Genomic DNA, 19,650 nt, shown 5'->3' on the forward strand with positions numbered 1-19,650 from the left:
CATGGCACGGTGCGTAGGTTGGCGCCGAGCGTAGCGAGGCCCAACGATGCAGGGTTCGGCCGTGTTGCGTTGGGCTTCGTACCTCAACCCAACCTACGTGGCACCGCGTTTGCCTGGGGTACCGCCGGTGGATGAAAAGAGCGCCATCCACCCTACGCAGCGGTCGGCTTCGTGTTCTGGGCCTGGTTTTTGCGCGGGGATGGGATCTATTCAGCCTTTTCATCGAACATTTTCAGACGTTACCGCTTGATCGGGCCTTGGTACTTTTCGGCGGCAGCTATGCTCTTTTTGGGCTCGTTCGAGGAGTAAGAGCAATGGATTTTTTCGCCACCCCCGCTTCGCCATCTTCGCCTTCACCCGCTAGCCGGTCATTGGCCCCTTGGTGCGTGCTGGTGATCGACGACGACCCGGAGGTCCACGCGGTAACCCGGCTGGCTCTGCGCGGCTTCGAGTTCCAGCAGCGGCCGCTGGAGCTGCTGTCGGCCTACTCGGCGGCGGAGGCGCGGGAGACCTTCCGCCAGCGCGGCGACATCGCCCTGGCCCTGGTGGACGTGGTGATGGAAACCGAGCACGCCGGGCTGGACCTGGTGCGCTACCTGCGCGAGGAGTGCGACAACCGCATGACGCGCCTGGTGCTGCGCACCGGGCAGGCCGGCCAGGCGCCGGAGGACCAGGTCATCCGCGAATACGAGGTGGACGACTACAAGGAGAAGACCGAGCTCACTACCCAGAAGCTGCGCACCCTGCTCTATTCCATGCTTCGCGCCTACCGCGACCTGGGGGTGATCGACGCCCAGCGCAAGGGCCTGAGCAATGTGCTGGAGGCCTGCGCCCAGGTGCAGAACGCCGCCACCCTCAAGCTGTTCTCGTCCACGGTGCTGGAGCAGCTCACCTCGCTGCTGTGCCTGGGCGACTCGGCGCTCTATTGCCTGATCCGCACCGTCGACCACGAGCCGCAGACCCGCACCCTGGCGGCCACCGGAGAGTTCGTCCACTACGAGCCGGACTCGGCGCTGGAGACGCTGCCGCCCATGGTGGTCCAGCGTTTCGACCAGGTGCTGCAACTGGGCGCTTCGCAGCACTTCGACGATGCCTACGTGCTGTTCCGCCGCAACGACCGGGGCGGGGCGAGCCTGCTCTACGTCACCCATGTGGAGCCGCTCAGCGACCTGGACCGGCAACTGCTGGAAATCTACGTGCGCAGCGTGGCCATCACCTTCGAGAACATCCACCTGATGGAGGACCTGCAAGCCACCTCCAAGGAGCTGGTCTACACCCTGGCCAACGCGGTGGAGGTGCGCAGCAAGGAGACCGGCGCCCACGTGCAGCGGGTGGCGCTGTTCAGCGAGCTGCTGGCGCGCCTGCATGGCCTGCCCGAGCGCGAGGTGCAGCTGATCCAGCACGCGTCTCCCCTGCACGACATCGGCAAGGTGGCGATCCCCGACGCCATCCTGCACAAGCCCGGCAAGCTCGACGAGGCCGAATGGGCGCTGATGAAGAAGCACGTCGACTTCGGCGTCGACATCCTCCAGCGTTCGCGCCGCGAGCTGATGCGCGTGGGGGCGGTGATCGCCGGCAGCCACCATGAGCGCTGGGACGGCCGCGGCTACCCGCGCGGGCTGGAGGGGGAGGACATTCCCCTGAGCGGGCGCATCGTTGCCCTGGCCGATGTGTTCGATGCCCTGGGGTCGCGGCGCAGCTACAAGGAACCCTGGACCCCCGAGCAGGTGCTGGAGCTGATCCGTGCCGAGCGCGGCGCCCACTTCGACCCACACCTGGTGGACCTGCTGCTGGCCAATCATGAGGAGTTCCTGGCCATCCGCGAGCGCTACCCGGACGAGCCCCATTCATGAACCCGGCCTTCCAGCGACCCGCGCCGTCGCGGATCGGCCGCAGCCTGTCTTCCAGCCTGGTACGCATCAACCTGCTGTGCGCCTGCCTGCTCGGCCTGGCTATCAGCGTGGTGCAGGTGGGCCTGGACTACTACCGCGCCCGCGCGCAGCCCGAAGACGACATGCAGGCCCTCTTCGACATGGTGCGCGAGCCGGTCACGGCGGTGGTCTTCAGCCTCGACCCGCGCACCGCCAGCGACCTGCTCAGCGGCATGCTCAAGCAACCGGCCCTGGCCTCGGCGCGCATCCTGCTGCCCGAGGGCAAGGTGTTCGCCGAGCACCACCGCGAGCTGGGCGCGCAGGAGGGGCGGCGCCTCAACGACCTGCTGTTCGGTGCCACCCTGCATTTCCAGTGGCCCTTGCAGGCCGACCTGCCCGGTGCCGGCCAGCGCGAGGAGCTGGGCAGCCTGCAGGTGGAAGTGGACACCTACCGCTACGGGCGGGACTTTCTCGACCGTGCGCTGATCACCCTGCTGAGCAGCCTGTTCTACGCCCTGGCCATCTCCGCCATCCTGCTGCTGGTGTTCTACCTGTGGGTGACGCGACCGCTGCGCAGCCTGATCCTGTCCATCGCCCGGGTGGACATCGACGCACCGGAAACCACCCGCCTGCAGGAGCCCCCCGGCCACGCCGACAACGAGATCGGCGTGCTGGTGCGCTCCACCAACCAGCACCTGCAGGCCATCGGCGACAACCTGCGCCAGGTGCGCGAGGCCGAGGGCAAGCTGAAGTTCTATTCCGACCAGCTCGAATCCACCGTCGCCGAACGCACCCGCGAGCTGTCCCAGAGCGTGCGCCAGTTGCAGGCGGCGCAGCGGCAGCTGATCGAGTCGGAGAAGCTGGCGGCCCTGGGCGGCCTGGTGGCGGGCGTGGCCCACGAGGTGAACACGCCGCTGGGCATCGCGGTGACCGCGTCCTCGGTGCTCTCCGAGGCGCTGTCGGACCTGCGCACCCAGTTCCAGGCACAGACCCTCACCAGCGACAGCTTCCAGGCGCTGCTGGAGCTGGCCCACGACAGCAACGGCATGCTGGCCAACAACATCGGCCGTGCCGCCAAGCTGATCAGCGATTTCAAGCAGACGGCGGTGGACCAGGTGTCCGAGGCCCGCTGCGAATTCGAGGTGCGCCAGGTGCTGGAGGCGCTGATCGCCAGCCTGCACCCGGAGACGCGCAAGGTTCCGGTGGCGGTGCAACTGGACTGCGAAGCGGGCCTGCACATGCGCAGCCTGCCGGGGGTGCTGACCCAGGTGGTGGCCAACCTGATCATCAACAGCGTGCGCCATGCCTTCGCCGAAACGCCCGAGGCGCACATCGAGCTGCGGGTGCGCAGCGAGGGGGAGGGCATCGAACTGGACTACCGCGACAACGGCTGCGGGGTGCCGGCGGAGCTGCACGAGCGCATCTTCGAGCCCTTCTTCACCACCCGGCGCGGCACCGGCGGCACCGGGCTGGGGCTGAACATCGTCTACAACCTGGTCACCCGCAAACTGCAGGGGCGCCTGGAGTTCCACTCCGAAGAGGGCGCCGGAGTGCGCTTCCTGCTGTGGCTGCCGCGCCGCCTGGCGATGGCCGATGAAGCCACGACGTCCATCGATTCCGTGGAGGGTGAAGCATGAGAGCCCTGGTGATCGCGCTGCTGTGCAGCCTGCTGTCCGTGCCGGCCTGGGCCGAGCGCGTGACCATCGCCGCCGAGGACGATTGGGCGCCGTACTCCTCCATCGGCACCGATGGTTCCTCGGCCCAGGGCTTCGCCGTGGACCTGGTGCGCGCGGCCCTCGCCACCCAGGACATCGAGGTGGATTTTCTCACCGTGCCCTTCTCCCGCTGCCTGTTCTACGCCCAGGGCACCCGCGCGGTGGCCTGTTTCGACGTGACCATCACCGACGCCAACCGCGACCAGTACATCTGGCACCCGACGCCGTTGTTCGAAGAGGGGCTGGCGATCTTCGGCCCCGCCGACGACCCGCGCACCGACATGGGCGCCAAGGACCTGGCCGGCAAGGTGGTGGGCATCACCAATGGCTACACCTACCCGACCTCCTTCATGGAGGACCCGGCCATCCACCGCTATAACGCCAACTCCGACAGCCAGCTGCTGCAGATGCTGGTGGCCGGGCGGGTGGACTACATCCTGCTCAACACCATGCCGGGCTACATGCGCATCAACCAGGACCCGCACCTGCGCGGCAAGGTGAAGCTCACCGGCGTGCTGCAGACCGACGGCTTCTGGCTGGCCTTCTCCAAGGCCCACCCGGACGGCGCGCGCATCGCCAAGGCCTTCGAAACAGGCCTCCAGGCCCTGCACAAGAGCGGGCGCTACGCGAGCATGGAGGCGGACTTCCGCAAGCGTTACCAGCAGTGATGGGGTACCCCCGACCTTCAACGGCACATGCCGTAGGTTGGCGCCGAGCGCAGCGAGGCCCAACACAACCCTGTCCGTTCTCGCTGCGGGCGCTCTTTGTGGGAGCGGCTTCAGCCGCGAAAGACTTGCAGTCGGCACGAGTCTGCGTGTGGTCGGCTATTCCATCGCGAATGAATTCGCTCCTACAGGGTGAGGGCGGGGCATGACGGGGAAGGGGGATTTCAAGGGGGTTGCCGGCTCGTTAGACTGGCTGCTCCTTCCCGCTTCGATGGCCGATCCCCATGGCACTGCACACCTGGCTGATCTACCTGCTGGCCGTTCTCGGCCTTTCCCTCACGCCTGGGCCGAATGCGTTGTTGGCGCTGTCCCACGGGGCGTTGCATGGCCACCGCCGGGCGCTGTTCACCATCGCCGGCGGGGCGCTGGGCTTCGTGCTGATCATGGCCTTGTCGATGTTCGGCATCGGCGCGCTGCTCAAGGCCTCGGCCGATGCGCTGACGGTGCTCAAGGTGGCCGGCGGGCTGTACCTGATCTGGCTCGGCGTGCAGCTCTGGCGGGCGCCGCCGGTCCAGGTTTCCACCGGTGGCGAGGGCCAGCGCCGCAGCGGCATCAGCCTGTTCCGCCAGGGCCTGTTCTCGGCGGTGTCCAACCCCAAGGTGATCCTGTTCTTCGGCGCCTTCCTTTCGCAGTTCCTCGACCCGGCGCAGCAGCTGTGGCTGCAGTTCCTGGTGATGACCCTGACCTTCGTGCTGATCGAGGCGCTGGTGGAATACCTGCTGGCGCGCCTGGCCCACCGCGTGCGGCCCTGGCTGGCGCGCAGCGGCAAGGGCTTCAACCGCTGCTGCGGGGCGCTGTTCGCTGCCGCCGGGCTGGCGCTGCCGCTGACCCGCTAGGGGTCAGCCGGTACGTGCCGAGGGGCCCTGTCGCTCGCTGCGCTGGCGTGGCTGCACGCTTTTCTGCAGCAATCCCTTGACCCGTGAGGCGAGGGATTCGATGGCGAAGGGTTTGGCCAGCACCTCCATGCCCGACTCCAGCTGCTCGTTGTCGAACAGGCTGTTCTGCGCATAGCCGGTGATGAACAGCACCCGCAGGTCGGGGCGCAGGCGCCGGGCGAGCCGGGCCATGTCCTTGCCGTTCATGCCGCCGGGCAGGCCGACATCGGCCAGCAGCAGGTCGATGCGCTGTTCGCTGTCCAGCAGGGCCAGGCCCGAGGCGCCATCCACCGCTTCCAGCACCTGGTAGCCCAGGTCGCGCAGCACCTCGCCGATGAGCATGCGCAGGGGCGACTCGTCGTCCACCACCAGCACCGTGGCCTGGCGCTCGGCCCGGGGTGCGAATTCCGACCCGGTGTTGTGCTCGATGCGTTCCTCGCCGTGGTGGCGGGGCAGGTGGATATAAAGGCTGGTGCCTTCGCCCGGCTGCGAGGCGATCTGCACCGCGCCGCCGGACTGGCGGGCGAAACCGTAGACCATCGACAGGCCGAGGCCGGTGCCCTGGCCCACCGGCTTGGTGGTGAAGAAGGGGTCGAAGACGCGGGCGATCACCTCTTCCGGCATGCCGGTGCCGGTGTCGGTCACGCAGAGCGAGAGGTATTCACCCACTGCCAGGCCCAGTTCGCCCGCACGGGGCTCCACCAGGCGGTGGTTGCAGGTGCCGATGCTGAGGCGGCCACCGCCGGGCATGGCGTCGCGGGCGTTGATGCAGATGTTGAGCAGGGCGCTTTCCAGCTGGTTGGGGTCCACCAGCACGGTCCACAGCTCGGGGCCGCTGAGCACTTCCACCTCGATCATCGGGCCCATGGTGCGGCTGATCAGCTCCTGCATGCCGGCCACCAGGCGGTTGACGTTGGTCGGCTTGGGGTCCAGCGCCTGGCGGCGGGAGAAGGCCAGCAGGCGGTGGGTCAGGGTGGCGGCGCGCTCGGCGGCGGTGCGTGCGGTGGAGATGTAGCGGTCCAGCTCGCCGGTGCGGCCCTGGGATACCCGCAGCTTGAGCAGCTCCAGGCTGCCGCTGATGCCGGCCAGGAGGTTGTTGAAGTCGTGGGCGAGGCCGCCGGTGAGCTGGCCCACCGCCTCCATCTTCTGGCTCTGGCGCAGCAGCTCTTCGGTCTGGCGCAGGGTTTCGGCGCGTTCGCGCTCCTGGGTGATGTCGCGGCCGATGGCGCTGATATGGCCTTCGCCGGGGCTGGATGACCAGCTGATCCAGCGGTAGCTGCCGTCCTTGTGGCGCATGCGGCAGTCGAAGTCGCGCAGGGTTTCGCCCTGCATCAGGCTGTGGCTGGCACCCCAGGCGAGGGACAGGTCATCGCCGTGCACCAGGTCCAGGGAGCTGGTGCCCACCAGTTCCTTTTCGGTCCAGCCCAGCACCGGCCCCAGCGCCGGGTTGGCGGCGGTGATGGTCATGTCCAGGCGGGTGATCAGCATCACGTCGGGCGACAGGTTCCACAGGCGGTTGCGATCGCGGGTGCGGTCGGCCACCTGGCGCTCCAGGGTCTGGGTGAGCTGGCGCAACTGCTGTTCCGCCACCCGCTGCGCTGTGGTTTCGATCACGGTGTCGAGCACGCCCACCACCTCGCCGCGCTCGTCGCGCACCGGGCTGTAGCAGAAGGTGAAGTAGCAGCGTTCCATGCGCCCGTTGCGGTCGATCTCCAGCGGGAAGTCTTCGATGAAGGTGGCCTCGCCAGTGAAGGCGCGGTCGGCGATGGGGCCGATGCTGTACCAAGCCTCCCGCCATACATCGTCGAAGGGCCGGCCGAGGGCTTCGGGCTTGGCCCCGAGAATCGGCTTGAAGGCGTCGTTGTACAGGGTGATGCGCTCGGGCCCCCAGAACAGGCAGCTGGGAAAGTGCGAGGCGAGCATCATTTCCACGGCCACCCGCAGGCTGGCGGGCCAGGCGGCGATGGGACCGAGGGGCGTCCGTGCCCAGTCGAGTTCGCGTACCCGCCGGCTCATCGGGCCGGGGGCAACGGGGAAGGATGTGGCGTCCATGGCGTTATCCGTTGGAACAGGCAAGCAATATCGGTCATGACGGCCGCCTTGGCCACCTTCCAGGCGATAAAAAACGCTGACTGGCGCACACCCAGGCGGGTCGTTCGTCGCTTGCCCGCCGGGGCGTTGAACGCTCGTACCAATGCTGGCAGGGTGGTTGCCCCCGCTTCGTTACCGGACCCTGTCGATGAGCTTCGATCCCTCCCTGCTAGCCAAGGCCCGTCACCTCGTGGTGTTCACCGGCGCCGGCATCTCCGCCGAGAGCGGCATCCCCACCTTCCGTGACCGCCTGACCGGGCTCTGGGAGCGCTACGAGGCGAGCGAGCTGGCCAGCGCCGAGGGCTTCCGCCGTGACCCGGCCCTGGTCTGGGGCTGGTACGAGTGGCGCCGCACCCTGGTGCACCGCGCCCAACCCAATGCCGCGCACCTGGCCATCGCCCGCCTGGCGACCCTGGTGCCGAAGCTCACCCTCATCACCCAGAACGTCGACGACCTCCACGAGCGCGCCGGCAGCCGCGAGGCGCTGCACCTGCATGGCCGCCTCGATGCGCTGCGCTGCTTCGCCTGCACGCGGCCGGCGCTGGAGATACCCAAGCCCGACGAGCCGAACGAAGGGCGCCGGGTGGAGCCGCCGCGCTGCACCCGTTGCAACGGCAAGCTGCGGCCGGGCGTGGTGTGGTTCGGCGAGCAGTTGCCGGGGGATGTGCTGCGTGCCGCCTTCACGGCGGCCGAGGAATGCGACCTGCTGCTGTCCATCGGCACCTCGGGCGTGGTCGAGCCGGCCGCGAGCATTCCGCGCCTGGCGCTGAGGGCGGGCGCCACCGTGCTGCACCTCAACACCCAGCCGGTGGCGGTGCAGGGCGAGCGCGAGTTCGCCCTGGCGGGCCCGGCCGGCGAGTTGCTGCCGGCGCTGTTGCGCCAGGCCTTCGGCGCTGACGCCTAGGCATCATCTCAACGGGGTGGCCAGCGGCTCATGCACTGCGCTGTTCGGCCTGTTCGAGCAGCGCCAGCAGGTCGTCGACCGTGGCTTCCAGGTAGAGGCCGGCCTTGTAGTCGCGCAGCACCTCGTCACCGGCGCCGATCACCGCCTGCGGGCGCTCGACGAACAGCCCCACCGGCTCGAACGCGGCGTCGAGCACCACCACCAGCGGGATGGAAACCCTGTCGAGGTTCAGGCGCGCCTTGAGGTCGTCCTCGGCGCGGCCCTTGGTGATCACCGCCAGGTCGATCAGCGGCTGGCTGCGGCAGATGAAGTCGAGCACCGAGACGTTGATCTGGCAGTCCGGGCACCACATCTCGCCCACCACCAGCAGGTGGTAGCGGCGTTCGATGCGTTGCAGTCGGGTGAGCGCCGCCGGGGCGATGCAGCCGGGCGTCGCGAGCTTCTGCACCACCGAATTGGCGGCATCCCGCTCGGTGGGCAGGCCGCTGCGGAGGAAGTCGGCGAAGCCCTGGCCGATGTCGAACAGCTGCTGGTAAGACGCCATGGAGGCCTCCTGGGAACGATGGGAAGAGGCGGGCATCCCAGCAGAAAAGTGGCGCTCGCATCAAGTGTTGCTGCCGCTTTTGCCAGGTAGACGGGGGCACCTTTGATCCAGCTTGCGGGGCTGGCTATCGCTCTGTTGGGCCTCGCTGCGCTCGGCGCCAACCTACGGCACTGAGCGCAACCCAAACCACGGTGCCGACCGGTGTGTAGGGTGGACGACGCTCTTTTCGTCCACCGGGGAGGCCGCCGGGAGGCACGATGTTCCGTAGGTTGGGTTGAGGCACGAAGCCCAACGTAGCGGGGGCCGGGCATCGTTGCGTTGGGTCTCGCTGCGCTCGGCGCCAACCTACGGCACCTTGCGCAACCCATCGTCGGGAATCACAGGATTATCTGGCCGCGTTCCGCATGAGCCTGCAAAATCCGCTCTCTTTCCACGGATTTCCCCTGGGCCCGCCCCATGAACGACAGCCTTCTGAAACCGGCCGTGCTCGGCGTCGCGCTGCGGCGTTGGCGCCTGCTGCATCGGGTCAAGCAGGCCCATGCGGCGCAGCTGTTCGGCGTGGCGCAATCGACCATCTCGCGTTGGGAAAGCGGCGTGCAGGAGATGGAGCCCGCCGAGCGGGCGCGGGTGGAGCAGATGCTGGCCGCCCGGCTGGAGGCCGCAGCCGACCAGGCCCTGGCGCGGCTGGTGAGCGACAGCCCGCGCGCCGTGCACCTGGTCTGCGACCTGAGCCATCGCCTGCTGGCCTGTTCCGCCGCCCGCGCTGCCGAATTCTCCATACCCCTGGCCGAGCTGATGGGGCGCTCGCTGTGGCGCTACGCAACGCCGGAGATCGCGCGCAAGGAAGCGGCCCTGGATGCCCTGGGCTGGCGCGACCTGCTGATGCCGCCGGCGCTGGAGTTCGGCAGTGGCACCAATGACTCCGCCATCGTGCCCATCCGCCAGGGCCTGTGCCGCTGGACGCGCATGACCCTCTCCGACGGCACCGCTGCGCGCCTGGTGGAAACCCTCTGAGCCCCGGCCACCCACGCATAATCCATGCGTGGACGTGGGATCGCCCCCGCGCCTAGGCTGTGCGACTGCGAGGGCGCCCCCTGCGCCCCGACGGCCATATTCGTGGGTGAGAGATGAACATCGACAGGATCAAGGGACGGCTCGACTTCCTCCGCGAGGCGGAGCGCCTCAAGGACGTGCTGCGCAGCGCCCACACCTCCAGCGGGCGCGCCGAAAGCACCGCCGAACACAGCTGGCGCCTGTGCCTGATGGCCATCACCTTCGCCGATGAGCTGGCCGGGCTCGACCTGCTGCGGGTGCTGAAGATGTGCGTGGTCCACGACCTGGGCGAAGCCATCCACGGCGACATCCCCGCCATCGAGCAGGGCGGCCACCCCGACAAGGGCGCCCAGGAACGCGAAGACCTGCTGACCCTGACCCGCACCCTCGACGCCGCGCTGCGCGACGAGATTCTCGCGCTGTGGGACGACTACGAGAACGCCGCCTCCCCCGAGGCGCTGGCGGTCAAGGCGCTGGACAAGCTGGAGACCCTGCTGCAGCACAACCAGGGCGCCAACCCGGCGGACTTCGACTACGCCTTCAACCTCGGCTACGGGCGCCGCTACACCAGCGACGAGCCCCTGTTCGCGGCCATTCGCGAGCAGCTGGACGCAGGCACGCGGCAGCGCATGGAAGCCCAGGCGGGCGAGTAGGGCGCTCCCTGGCACCCCGCTCGAACCCCATCACATCTGCGCCCGGCATGACACGAAAACCCTGACGCTAGAGCGGCTGCCTATGGGACCATGGCGGCGTGCCGGTCGACCTCTTGGACGACGCGCGCGTTGCAGGAGCAACGCCGAGGCACGCCCTCAATCCCCGTCTGGTTCGTACAAGGCCGTATGAAAATCAAACCGTCGCTTATCGCGCTGCTGGGCGCGCTGTCACTCACCCAGCCCCTGTCCTGTCTTGCGGGTATCGCCAACGGCAAGACGCTCTACCAGCAGCGATGCGCCGTGTGCCACGGGGCGGACATCAAGGGCACCGGGCCCCTGGCCCATAAGAGCGACCCACCCACCCCCGACCTGACCACAGCTGCGTTCAAGCAGCGGCTGGCGGACTACCCGGGTGTCATCGTCTCGTCGGTGATTCTCCGCCCCAACGGCAACCTGATTCCCCGCACCCTGCAGGAGAACGGCGTGAAGATCCCGCCTCACGCCTGGAGCGTTCAGGATTTTCGCGACCTCAACCAGTACATGAGCGGCGTGATCCTCAAGGCGCGCTGAAGAGCGGCGCAGAGGCGAGCGGGGCGGCTGCCCACCTTCACTGAGCCGCGCGGCGCTGGCGACGGCAACGCTCGGAGCAATAGCGCACCTCGTCCCAGCAATGCGCCCAGCGGCGGCGCCAGGCGAAGGGCCGCCCGCACACCGCGCAGGTCTTTTGCGGCAGGTGCGCCTTCTTCACAGCGCCTCGCCGGCATCCAGCCGCGCCAGCAGCCATTCGCCGCGCTCCCAGAGCGCATCGACCCGGGCCTGGTCCATGCGCTGCAGGTTGCGATAGGGCATGGCCAGGCGCGGGTTGCGGCCCAGGCGCTCGCTGTGGCGCATCAGGAAGTGCCAGTAGAGCGCGTTGAACGGGCAGGCGTCCTCCTCGGTGGCACGGTCCACGCGGTAGCGGCACGACGCGCAATGGTCGGACATGCGCTGGATGTAGCGGCCGCTGGCGCAATAGGGCTTGGAGCCGAGGTAGCCACCGTCGGCGTGCATCACCATGCCCAGGGTGTTGGGCAGCTCCACCCACTCGAAGGCGTCCAGGTAGACCGCCAGGTACCACTCGCAGATGGCCGCGGGGGCGATGCCGGCGAGCAGGGCGAAGTTGCCGGTCACCATCAGCCGCTGGATGTGGTGCGCATAGCCCAGCTCCAGGGTCTGGCCGATGGCCTGGGCCATGCAGCGCATCTCGGTGCGGCCGGTCCAGTAGAACGCCGGCAGCGGCCGGCTGTTGCCGAAGACGTTGAGCGTGGCGTAGTCCGGCATGCGCAGCCAGTAGATGCCGCGCACGTACTCGCGCCAGCCGATCAACTGGCGGATGAAGCCTTCCGCCGCGTTGAGCGGCACCTGGCCCTGGCGGTGGGCATTCTCCACGTCGGCGCAGAGCTGGCGCAGGTCCAGCAGGCCGATGTTCAGGGCGGCGCTGATGCGCGCGTGGAAGAGGTAGGGCTCGCCTTCGGCCATGGCGTCCTGGTAGTCGCCGAAGGCGGGCAGGGCGAACGCCAGGAAGTGCTGCCAGAGCGCCTGGGCCTCGGCGTGGGTCACCGGGTAGTCGAAGCCCTCCAGGCGCCCGTAATGGTGGGCGAAGCGCTCGCCCACCAGGGCCACCACCTCGCGGGTGATGGCGTCCTGGCCGAAGCGCGCGGGAAAGGGGCCGCGCACGCCCTTGGGCAGCGCCTTGCGATTGTCGGCGTCGAAGTTCCAGCTGCCCCCCAGCGGCTGGCCGTCCGGCTCCAGCAGCATGCCGCTGCGCTTGCGCATCTCGCGGTAGAACAGCTCCATGCGCAGTTGCTTGCGCTCACCCGCCCAGCGCGCGAACGCCTCGCGGGAGCAGAGGAAGCGGCTGTCGGCGTGCCAGTTCAGCGGCAACCCGGTGGCGCGCAGCGCGTCTTCCACGCGCCATTCGCCGCACTCGGTCAGGTGCAGCTCCGGCTCGCCCAGGGCGGCGTGCCAGCGGCGCAGCTCGCCCGCCAGGCTGCCGCTGTTGTCGGGTGCGTCGAGCCGGGTGTAGATCACCCGCCAGCCACGCTGCTCCAGTGCCGCCGCGAAGTGGCGCATGGCGCTGAAGACCAGCACGATCTTGTGCGGGTGGTGCGGCACGTAGCTCGCCTCTTCGTTGACTTCCGCCATCAGCACCGCGTCGCGGGCCGGGTCGAGGGCCGCGAACAGCGAAAGGTCGAAGCCGAGCTGGTCGCCCAGCACCAGGCCGAGCCGGCGAACGTGTCCGTTCACCATTGCGAGTCCAGCGACAGGGGCAGGCGCAGCGGTTCCAGCGGGCCCTCGCGGGCGCCGCACATCTCGTCATGGACGCAATGTTGCACCAGCTCGCAAGGCAGCCGTGGCAAACCCTGCAGCAGGTCGCGGAGCTGAGTCGTCGAGCGCAGGCGCAAGACCTTGCCCTGCTCGTCCAGCACCCCTTCGAGGCCCGAAGCGAGGCGCGCCTGGAGGATGTAGAAGCCGCCCTCCAGGGATACCACGTCGAGCCCTTCGATACGGCCCGCCAGCGCGGCTTCGCCAAGTTGTTGGAGATTCATCGCCCAGTCCTCCGGCTCACGCCCGGTCAGTCAGTGTTGCAATGCGGAGTCGCGGCGGAAGAACAGGGTCACCTGGCCCAGTTCGACGCCGAGCTTGCTCATGCTCGAGCGGTTGATCAGGGTGTCCTCGTCCATCAGGTACATCCAGTCGTCGAAGTCCACTTCCCAGGTCGAGCCGTCCACCTCCAGGTTCAGCGTGTAGCGCCAGCGCAGGGCGTTGCCCGCCACCTCGCCATCCGCTTCACCGATCACGTCCGCCGCGCGGCCGCGCCAGCGTCCATCACCCAGCGGTTGCAGGGTCCACACCCGCTGCTGGCGGGTCCCGTCGCTGTAGAGGAAGCGTTCGTCGAGAATCAGCCGCTCGCCCTCGCGGCGGCTGGTGATGTCCACCTTGAAGCGCTTGACCACCTCGCCCGAGCGGTTCTGGAAGATGCCCCAGGCCTGCACCGGCCTGGAGAAGAACCCCGGCAGGTCCAGCTGCGGGCGCTCCTTGGCGTAATGATCGACCTCCACACCACCGCACCCGGCGAGCAGCAGGCAGCACAGCAACCCTATTACGGCACGCATCATCGGCCTCCTCATTGGTTTGTTTCATTGAGCCCGAGCAGCTCGCGGCGCAGCTCGGGATTACGGGTACGGGCATCCAGCCAGATGGCGAAGAACGCGTGGGCGAAATCGGTATCGGCCACCGCGTGGCGGAACTGGCCGTCGACGTAGAAGCGGCTTCCCCGGCCCGGCAGGTAGAGGCCGGTGATGCGCTGGCCCGGCTGCACATCGACGAAGGCCTGGCGCATCTCGCCGTCCCAGGCCGCCAGGCGCGCCTCGTCCAGCGAGGAACCGCCCAGGCGGCGCATCTCGTCCAGGCTGGCCTGCACCAGGGTGTCTCGCGACAGCTCGCGGCTGTAGATGAGCTCCAGGGCGAAGGGCTGCTCCCAGTCGATGGGCGCCGCCGGGCTCCATAGGCGGGCCTGGTACACCCGCAGGCCGAACCAGGTGAAATCGCCCTGGCCGACCAGCTCGGCCTTGGGAAGCTCGCCCCGCCAGTCGGCCCAGCACGGCGCGGCTATCAGAAGCAGGCATAGCAGGACGGCACGGCGTAGCGCCGAAGCGGGGGATATCGCCAGGCCCATGGTGGTCTCTCCCGGTCTGTGGGTGGGTGATAAAATTATACAAATATTAGCGTTGTATAAGTATTTGTATAGATTTGTTTGCTGGGCTTACCGCGATGCGCGTCTGTGCGGCCCGTACAAGGACCCTCGCACGGCTACCGGGTAATCGCTCGTATCGTGACTGGCTGCTTCTGGCGAGAGCGGCCAAGGGGCAGTGTCCGGGTTCCCGCTGGAGAGTGTCCTGGATGGGTGCCAGGGCATGGCGTATTGGCGCTGGAAATCGACAGGTGTCTTGAATGGGCGGGATGGGAAGGGCCGGCAGAGCTGCCGGCCCCGAGGCTCAGTCGAGTTCGATGGTGAGTAGACGCTTGCACTGGTTGCCTGCGTGCATGTCCCGCTCCAGCTCTCCGCCCTGCGACCAGGTGCGGGGGTAGGAGATCTTCAGGATGTTCAGGTCCGGCACGAGGTAATGGTGCACATGCTCCGGGTCGGCGTTGTAGAGATCGGCGAATACGCTGGGCGACAGTTTCTCGGTCCTGGCGTATTTGCTGAAGCTCTCCTTGCTGTCGAAGAAGATGTCCACGGTGACCCAGAAGGGGCCGGCGTTCTTCGAGCGGACGTGACGGCTGACGTCTTTGAGGGTGGCCATTAGGCGGGCTCCACTTGGTTGGACAGATCGATCCATTGGCTGCGCACGAGCTCGAAGCCATCGTCGGTTTCCACGACATGGTTGAGCTTGAATTCGTACACCGCGCCGCGCTCCAGTTCGGCGGGCGAGAAGGGGAAACCGTGGCTTGGCAGTTCGCGGTTGCGCTCCAGCGGCCAGTGGAAGAACCACGGGTTGCAGGTCTTGGCGATGCGCGTGGCCATCGCCTGGGTGTCGGCGGTGGCGACGAACAGGATGCCGACCTCCAGGGGCGCTGGCGTGCCCGGTGCGCGCTGCATGCCGGACACGGCATTCCAGCCATAGACGCGCAGCGAGATGTGGAAGTCCCCGGCTTCGGCACCGATCACCGACTGCACGCGGCCGGTGAGCGCCTCGTGCATGCGGCCCTGGAATTCGTCGATGCGGGCGAGGATGTCGGGGTCTTCGATGCCGATCAGCATCAGTGTCTGGTAGCGCCCGGCCGCCGCGCCTTCGAGCTTCATGGTGTAGGGCTTCTCGATCCAGCGGGCGCCGGTGACGCGTACGACGCGGGCGTCCTTCTGTACGTAGCGGGCGTCGGTGACGTCGAGCACACCGCCCGGCTCGGTGAGCAGGAACGGGTTGGAGTTCTCGTAAAGCATGTGGGCGCACACGGTCTCCGGTGCGCAGCTGTTGTTCGGCTGCAGCGGCTCGACCTCGAAGCCCTCGCTGTCGATGCTGATGAGGATGCCGTTGCCATTGGTGGGGTCGACGGTGCACTGCGCACCGCACTCGGCGATCTTCGCCGCGTGCCAGGCGGGGCCGGCGGGTGCGCCCTTGAACAGGCCGTAGGAGGCGATCACCGCGGTGTCGGTGGTGCGCCCGCCGAGCACGATGTCGGCGCCGTCACGCAGGGCGGCGATGTAGGGCTCCACGCCCATGGAGGCGACGATGCGCTCGCAGGAGTCGATCAGTTCGTCGGTGATGGGCCCGAGCGGTGGCAGCTCCCTGATCTTGCCAACGGCATGCTTGGCTTTGAGCGTGGCCTTGTCCTGCTCGCAATAGAGCACGGCGATCTTCGGTGTCAGGCCATTTTCGCGGGCGATCTCCAGGGCGATGTCGCGCATCCAGTCCAGGGCGGCATCGGTGCCCGACTGGCCGCAGGAACCGATGATCAGCGGGATCTTCGCTTCGGCCCGGGCCTTCATGAGGATCGCCAGTTCCTGCTTGATGGTGGCGCGTGGGTACTTGCCGACGCCCTGGATCATGTAGGCCGCACCACTGTCCGTGGAGCCCGCGTCGCAGGCGATGGCCTGGGCGCCGAGCGCGATGCCCAGGCGCACTTCTTCTTCGCGGATGCCGCTGCCTATCGAACCACAAGGGATCAGAATCTTGACGGGATTTTCCATGTTCTTCCTAAGTCTCTGCGCGTTTAAAAAATGCCGCCCTCGGGGCGGCAAAGGTCTCTGGCCTGGCGTCGATGACCGGGCGGCCAGAGAAGCGGGGCCCGCGTGTCGCTGAGCGGCTGCGTCAGCGAATGCCCATCAAACGCAGGGCGGCCGGGGTGAAGTCCGAGGTCTTGGCCTTGAGGCCGAACTGATAGGCGTTCTTCACCTTGTTGATCATGAAGTTGCTCAGGTAGCGGCCCGAGGTCAGGTCATAGGTCAGCTCGCCGGCGGATATCTGCGCCTGCACGTCGTAGAGCGGCAGAATGTGGTTCTCCGAGACGCGCCAGAGGTTGCCGCGGCTGTCGTAGTGGTCGGCCTCGACGATGGTCCAGCTGTCTTCATCGATGAACAGGTGGCGCTTGAAGTAGACGTGGCGCTGTCCCTCCTTCAGCGTGCCGATGACTTCCCAGACCCGGTGCAGCTCGTAGCGGGTCTTGTCCTGGTTGAGGTGACCGGGGGTGATCAGTTCGTCATAGCTGTTGTTCGGGTCGGCCAGGCGGAAGCTGTTGTAGGGCACGTACATTTCCCGCTTGCCCACCAGCTTCCAGTCGTAGCGGTCGGGAGAGCCGTTGAACATGTCGCTCTGGTCGTTGGTGCGCAGGTTGCCCGGCCCGGGGCTGTCATAGGCGACCTGGGGCGCCCGTCGTACCCGCCGCTGGCCGGAGTTGTACTGCCAGGCCATGCGCGGTTCCTTGACCTGGTTGAGGGTCTCGTGGACCAGCAGCACTCCGCCAACGTCCCGGGCGGGGGCGATGTTCACCGACGTGAAGTAGTAGAGGATGTTCTTCGACTTCTCCGGGTCGTAGTCCAGGAGCTCCTGGGTATAGGCCAGGCGATCACGCTCGGTCTTCCACGAGTACCCGCCCGCAGGCGTGGTCATGAAGGCCGTGGTTTCCCGAGTGAAGCTGCCGCCTCGATAGCGGGTGATGTGGTTCCACAACACCTCCAGGCCGGTCTGTGGCAGCGGGAAGGCCAGCGGGCTGGTGTAGTGCTCCAGGCCGTTGCCGCCTTCCACCGTGGTGACGTTCAGGGCGTTCTTGCGGATCACCTCGTAGGTTTTCTGCGGCCAGGCCACGCTGCGGTGGCTGGGGTAGACCGGGATCTTGTAGGTGCTCGGGTAGCGGGCGAACAGCGCCTGCTGGCCCGGGCTCAACTGCTCCCGGTACTGCTCGAGGTTCTGTGCGGTGATGGTGAACAGCGGGGTCTCGCTAGCGAAAGGATCGGAGCGGAAGCCGTCGGTGACGGTGCCGGCGTCCGTGGGCAGGCCTCCGGTCCATTCGGGGATGGTGCCCGCGGCATTGCCTGCGCGTTCGGCACCCACCGGTGTCAGGGCAGCGCCCAGCCGGTCGGCTTGCGCGGCGTCCACGGCGGCGAGCGCGGGGTTGATCAGCAGGGGCAGGCACAGCGAGAGCGCATAGCGCGAAAGGGAGTGTCTTGTCATTGGAATGTCCTCAGAACGTCACGCCAAAGCTGGCGCTGATGAAATCCCGATCACCGTTGGTGGTGTAGTCGCCGCCGAAGTAGTCGGTGTAACTGATGCTGGCTTCGTAGTTGGACAGGTACTTGGCACTGAGCCCGACACTGATGGCCTTGCTGCCTTCGGTGAAGTTCGGGCCATAGCCATCCACGTCGTGCGACCAGGCCAGGCTGGGGCTGAGATCGAGGCCGCCGATCACGCCGTTGTAGGTCAGGCCTGCGCGCAGGCGGTAACCCCAGGAGTTGCGGGTGAAGAAGCCATCGTCGTTGCAATATTCCGGGCGCCCGCTGAGCAGCGTCCTGCACAGGTCGTTGCCGTTGTTATCGAAGTATTCGCCCGGGCCGAAGTGGCTCGCGCGGCCGAAGCGCAACTCGCCGTAGTCGCCCTCGCTGATGCCGTTGAGGTGGTTGAAGCCGACCTCGCCGATCAGGCTCAGGCGGCTGGCGCCGAGCACCTGGTCGAAGGTCTGCACGGCACTCACCTGTGCCTGGGTCATCGGGACCCGGACGTAGCCGTGGATCTCGTCGCCGGGAATGCCCGAGTTCGGGATCACGCTTGGAACCGTCGGGGCCAGGCGCAAGGTCGCGTAGGTCAGGTCGTCGAACGCCAGCGGCATGTTCGGCCGATAGCTCACCTCGCCCTCGATGGATGCCGTGCCGACGGTGGTGTTGAAGCTCAGGCCATACAGACGGATGTCTTCCGGGTACTCGAGGAAGTACTGCGCATTGGCCGCACCGAAACCCGGCGCGGCCAGCGGGTTGGGCGCGCTGCTGATCACCGAACTGCCTACCGGCGTGCGGCTGTGGTAGTTCATGTAGTAGAGGCTGATTTCCGTGTCGTTCAACTCGGGTACGAACCAGCGCAACGCGACGCCGAACTGGCCGCTGTCGCGGGCATCACGATCACCGCCGCGAGGCAGGTAGATGGTGTTGCCGTTCAGGCCGCTGTTGTCGGATTGGCCTGGCTCGATGTCCGCACCGCGCACCACGTAACGGTCATAGCAGCCATCGGCGACGATGTCCGAACTGGCGAAGAAGGTGCCGCAGTTGTCGGCGACGGTCTGGTCCCACTCCAGCTGGTAGAAGGCCTCCACGCTGACTTCCTCGGTCAGCGCCTGCTGCAGGTAGATCATGTTGACCGGGAGCAGGCCTTCCTTGAGCTCCGAGCCCGGGCGCCGCAGGGCGTTGGCATCCAGTGGGTTGATGCTGTTGATGCCGCCGCTGATGAAGGTGCTGCCGCCCCAGCTGACCACCTGCTTGCCGATGCGCGTCGAGCCAGGCCGGTCGGCGACCTCGTAGTTGTGGTAGACGAAGGCGTCGAGCAGCTCCACGCCGGATGACTGCGCACCGCGTTTGCGGTTGTCGTCGCGAATGTCGTAGAGCAGCCGGCTCTCGTCCTTCAGCTCGAAGTCGTACCAGTACTTGCCGCGCAGGAATACACCGGAGTCGCGGTACTTCAGCTCGAGGTCGTGGATGCCCTTGAAGATCTTCGAGAAGGTCTCGCCCTTCTTGAAGTTCAGGCGGGCATCGTCGGAGGTTCGCGAATCGCCCTTGCCGCCGTTGCCCTGGGCGATGAAGTCCGGGTCAGGCCCGCGTACCGCCCAGCTCGCGCCGATGGATAACGACGAATCGAGCTGGCCCTCCACTTCGCCAATGTTGAAGTTCACCGCTTGGGCGCCGGCCATGTAGCCCGCCGTCGCCACTGCCAGGAGTGCTGTCCCGGGCAAGCCGGGGCGCTTGATGAATGGTTTCACGTCTCTCACCTTTGTTTTTGTTTTCGATGCGAAGAGCGGCGGACCGCTCTCCCGGCATCCCTAGGCTTGGAGATCGTCATATATGTACAGAAAAAATCTACATGTATGAATTGATCTCGATTAGACGCTATATGTTGGAAATACAGATGTAAATCTGTACGAATTTTGTCCATGCGTGACGAAGCTCGCCGCCGGATACCGGACGGCGAGCTTCGGCGA

19 protein-coding genes are annotated in these 19,650 nt (G+C 67.1%); 8 read left to right on the forward strand and 11 right to left on the reverse strand.

Translation table 11 applies throughout. The features are described 5' to 3' along the window. Positions 1 to 392 precede the first annotated feature (392 nt). The 4 genes from PI990_RS12870 to PI990_RS12885 all read left to right on the forward strand — a co-directional run bounded on the left by PI990_RS12870 (position 393) and on the right by PI990_RS12885 (position 5,147). Positions 393 to 1,853 (forward strand): DUF3369 domain-containing protein, encoded by a 1,461-nt coding sequence (locus tag PI990_RS12870; protein ID WP_271660838.1) that lies wholly within the window; start codon positions 393 to 395, stop codon positions 1,851 to 1,853. Next, positions 1,850 to 3,508 (forward strand): ATP-binding protein, encoded by a 1,659-nt coding sequence (locus PI990_RS12875; protein WP_271660839.1) that lies wholly within the window; start codon positions 1,850 to 1,852, stop codon positions 3,506 to 3,508. The genes PI990_RS12870 and PI990_RS12875 overlap by 4 nt, the downstream gene beginning before the upstream one ends. Next, positions 3,505 to 4,254, forward strand: a complete 750-nt coding sequence (locus PI990_RS12880) for a substrate-binding periplasmic protein (RefSeq protein WP_271660840.1) — start codon at positions 3,505 to 3,507, stop codon at positions 4,252 to 4,254. Before PI990_RS12875 ends, PI990_RS12880 begins: the two co-directional genes overlap by 4 nt. A gap of 281 nt (positions 4,255 to 4,535) precedes the next feature. Next, positions 4,536 to 5,147 carry a LysE family translocator gene (locus PI990_RS12885; RefSeq protein ID WP_271660841.1) on the forward strand — a complete coding sequence of 204 codons (612 nt, stop codon included), beginning with the start codon at positions 4,536 to 4,538 and terminating at the stop codon, positions 5,145 to 5,147. A gap of 3 nt (positions 5,148 to 5,150) precedes the next feature. On the opposite strand, the gene PI990_RS12890 is transcribed toward PI990_RS12885, so the two are convergent. Then, entirely contained in the window at positions 5,151 to 7,238 is a 2,088-nt protein-coding gene (locus PI990_RS12890; protein ID WP_271660842.1) for a hybrid sensor histidine kinase/response regulator, read from the reverse strand. Between the two features lie 187 nt (positions 7,239 to 7,425). Between PI990_RS12890 and PI990_RS12895 the strand changes: the two genes are divergently transcribed. Further along, positions 7,426 to 8,181, forward strand: coding sequence for an SIR2 family NAD-dependent protein deacylase (locus PI990_RS12895; protein ID WP_271660843.1), 756 nt, complete (start codon positions 7,426 to 7,428; stop codon positions 8,179 to 8,181). Between the two features lie 28 nt (positions 8,182 to 8,209). On the opposite strand, the gene PI990_RS12900 is transcribed toward PI990_RS12895, so the two are convergent. After that, the gene (locus tag PI990_RS12900; RefSeq protein ID WP_184491277.1) at positions 8,210 to 8,725 is read right to left on the reverse strand and encodes a thioredoxin family protein; all 516 of its coding nucleotides are present in this window, start codon (positions 8,723 to 8,725) and stop codon (positions 8,210 to 8,212) included. 456 nt (positions 8,726 to 9,181) lie between these two features. Here PI990_RS12900 and PI990_RS12905 point away from each other — a divergent pair, with 456 nt between their 5' ends. From PI990_RS12905 to PI990_RS12915, 3 genes are all read left to right on the forward strand, one after another. Continuing rightward, the gene (locus PI990_RS12905) at positions 9,182 to 9,739 is read left to right on the forward strand and encodes a helix-turn-helix transcriptional regulator (protein ID WP_271660844.1); all 558 of its coding nucleotides are present in this window, start codon (positions 9,182 to 9,184) and stop codon (positions 9,737 to 9,739) included. Positions 9,740 to 9,852: 113 nt separating this feature from the next. Beyond that, positions 9,853 to 10,431, forward strand: coding sequence for an HD domain-containing protein (locus tag PI990_RS12910; protein ID WP_271660845.1), 579 nt, complete (start codon positions 9,853 to 9,855; stop codon positions 10,429 to 10,431). Positions 10,432 to 10,617: 186 nt separating this feature from the next. Further along, positions 10,618 to 11,001, forward strand: a complete 384-nt coding sequence (locus PI990_RS12915; protein WP_271660846.1) for a c-type cytochrome — start codon at positions 10,618 to 10,620, stop codon at positions 10,999 to 11,001. Positions 11,002 to 11,038: 37 nt separating this feature from the next. Here PI990_RS12915 and PI990_RS12920 read toward each other — a convergent pair whose 3' ends face one another. The 9 genes from PI990_RS12920 to PI990_RS12960 form a co-directional block, all read right to left on the reverse strand. Beyond that, a complete protein-coding gene (locus PI990_RS12920) occupies positions 11,039 to 11,179 on the reverse strand; it encodes a DUF2256 domain-containing protein (RefSeq protein ID WP_081672307.1) in 141 nt (46 codons plus the stop codon). Next, positions 11,176 to 12,720, reverse strand: coding sequence for a cryptochrome/photolyase family protein (locus tag PI990_RS12925; protein ID WP_271660847.1), 1,545 nt, complete (start codon positions 12,718 to 12,720; stop codon positions 11,176 to 11,178). Before PI990_RS12925 ends, PI990_RS12920 begins: the two co-directional genes overlap by 4 nt. Next, a complete protein-coding gene (locus PI990_RS12930; RefSeq protein WP_021220926.1) occupies positions 12,714 to 13,019 on the reverse strand; it encodes a DUF6482 family protein in 306 nt (101 codons plus the stop codon). Before PI990_RS12930 ends, PI990_RS12925 begins: the two co-directional genes overlap by 7 nt. A gap of 30 nt (positions 13,020 to 13,049) precedes the next feature. Continuing rightward, positions 13,050 to 13,586, reverse strand: coding sequence for a DUF3833 domain-containing protein (locus PI990_RS12935; RefSeq protein ID WP_271660848.1), 537 nt, complete (start codon positions 13,584 to 13,586; stop codon positions 13,050 to 13,052). Between the two features lie 11 nt (positions 13,587 to 13,597). Then, entirely contained in the window at positions 13,598 to 14,149 is a 552-nt protein-coding gene (locus PI990_RS12940) for a chalcone isomerase family protein (RefSeq protein WP_271660849.1), read from the reverse strand. Between the two features lie 319 nt (positions 14,150 to 14,468). Next, positions 14,469 to 14,777, reverse strand: coding sequence for a DUF4387 domain-containing protein (locus PI990_RS12945; RefSeq protein WP_271660850.1), 309 nt, complete (start codon positions 14,775 to 14,777; stop codon positions 14,469 to 14,471). Continuing rightward, a complete protein-coding gene (locus tag PI990_RS12950; protein WP_271660851.1) occupies positions 14,777 to 16,162 on the reverse strand; it encodes an acyclic terpene utilization AtuA family protein in 1,386 nt (461 codons plus the stop codon). The genes PI990_RS12945 and PI990_RS12950 overlap by 1 nt, the downstream gene beginning before the upstream one ends. Before the next feature lie 121 nt (positions 16,163 to 16,283). Next, positions 16,284 to 17,642 (reverse strand): DUF1329 domain-containing protein, encoded by a 1,359-nt coding sequence (locus PI990_RS12955; RefSeq protein WP_271660852.1) that lies wholly within the window; start codon positions 17,640 to 17,642, stop codon positions 16,284 to 16,286. Between the two features lie 10 nt (positions 17,643 to 17,652). Next, the gene (locus tag PI990_RS12960) at positions 17,653 to 19,362 is read right to left on the reverse strand and encodes a DUF1302 domain-containing protein (RefSeq protein WP_184491390.1); all 1,710 of its coding nucleotides are present in this window, start codon (positions 19,360 to 19,362) and stop codon (positions 17,653 to 17,655) included. Positions 19,363 to 19,650: the final 288 nt, after the last annotated feature.

Origin of the sequence: Pseudomonas sp. TUM22785, from assembly GCF_028198105.1 — a bacterium.
GTDB classification, from domain to species: Bacteria; Pseudomonadota; Gammaproteobacteria; order Pseudomonadales; family Pseudomonadaceae; genus Metapseudomonas; species Metapseudomonas solani.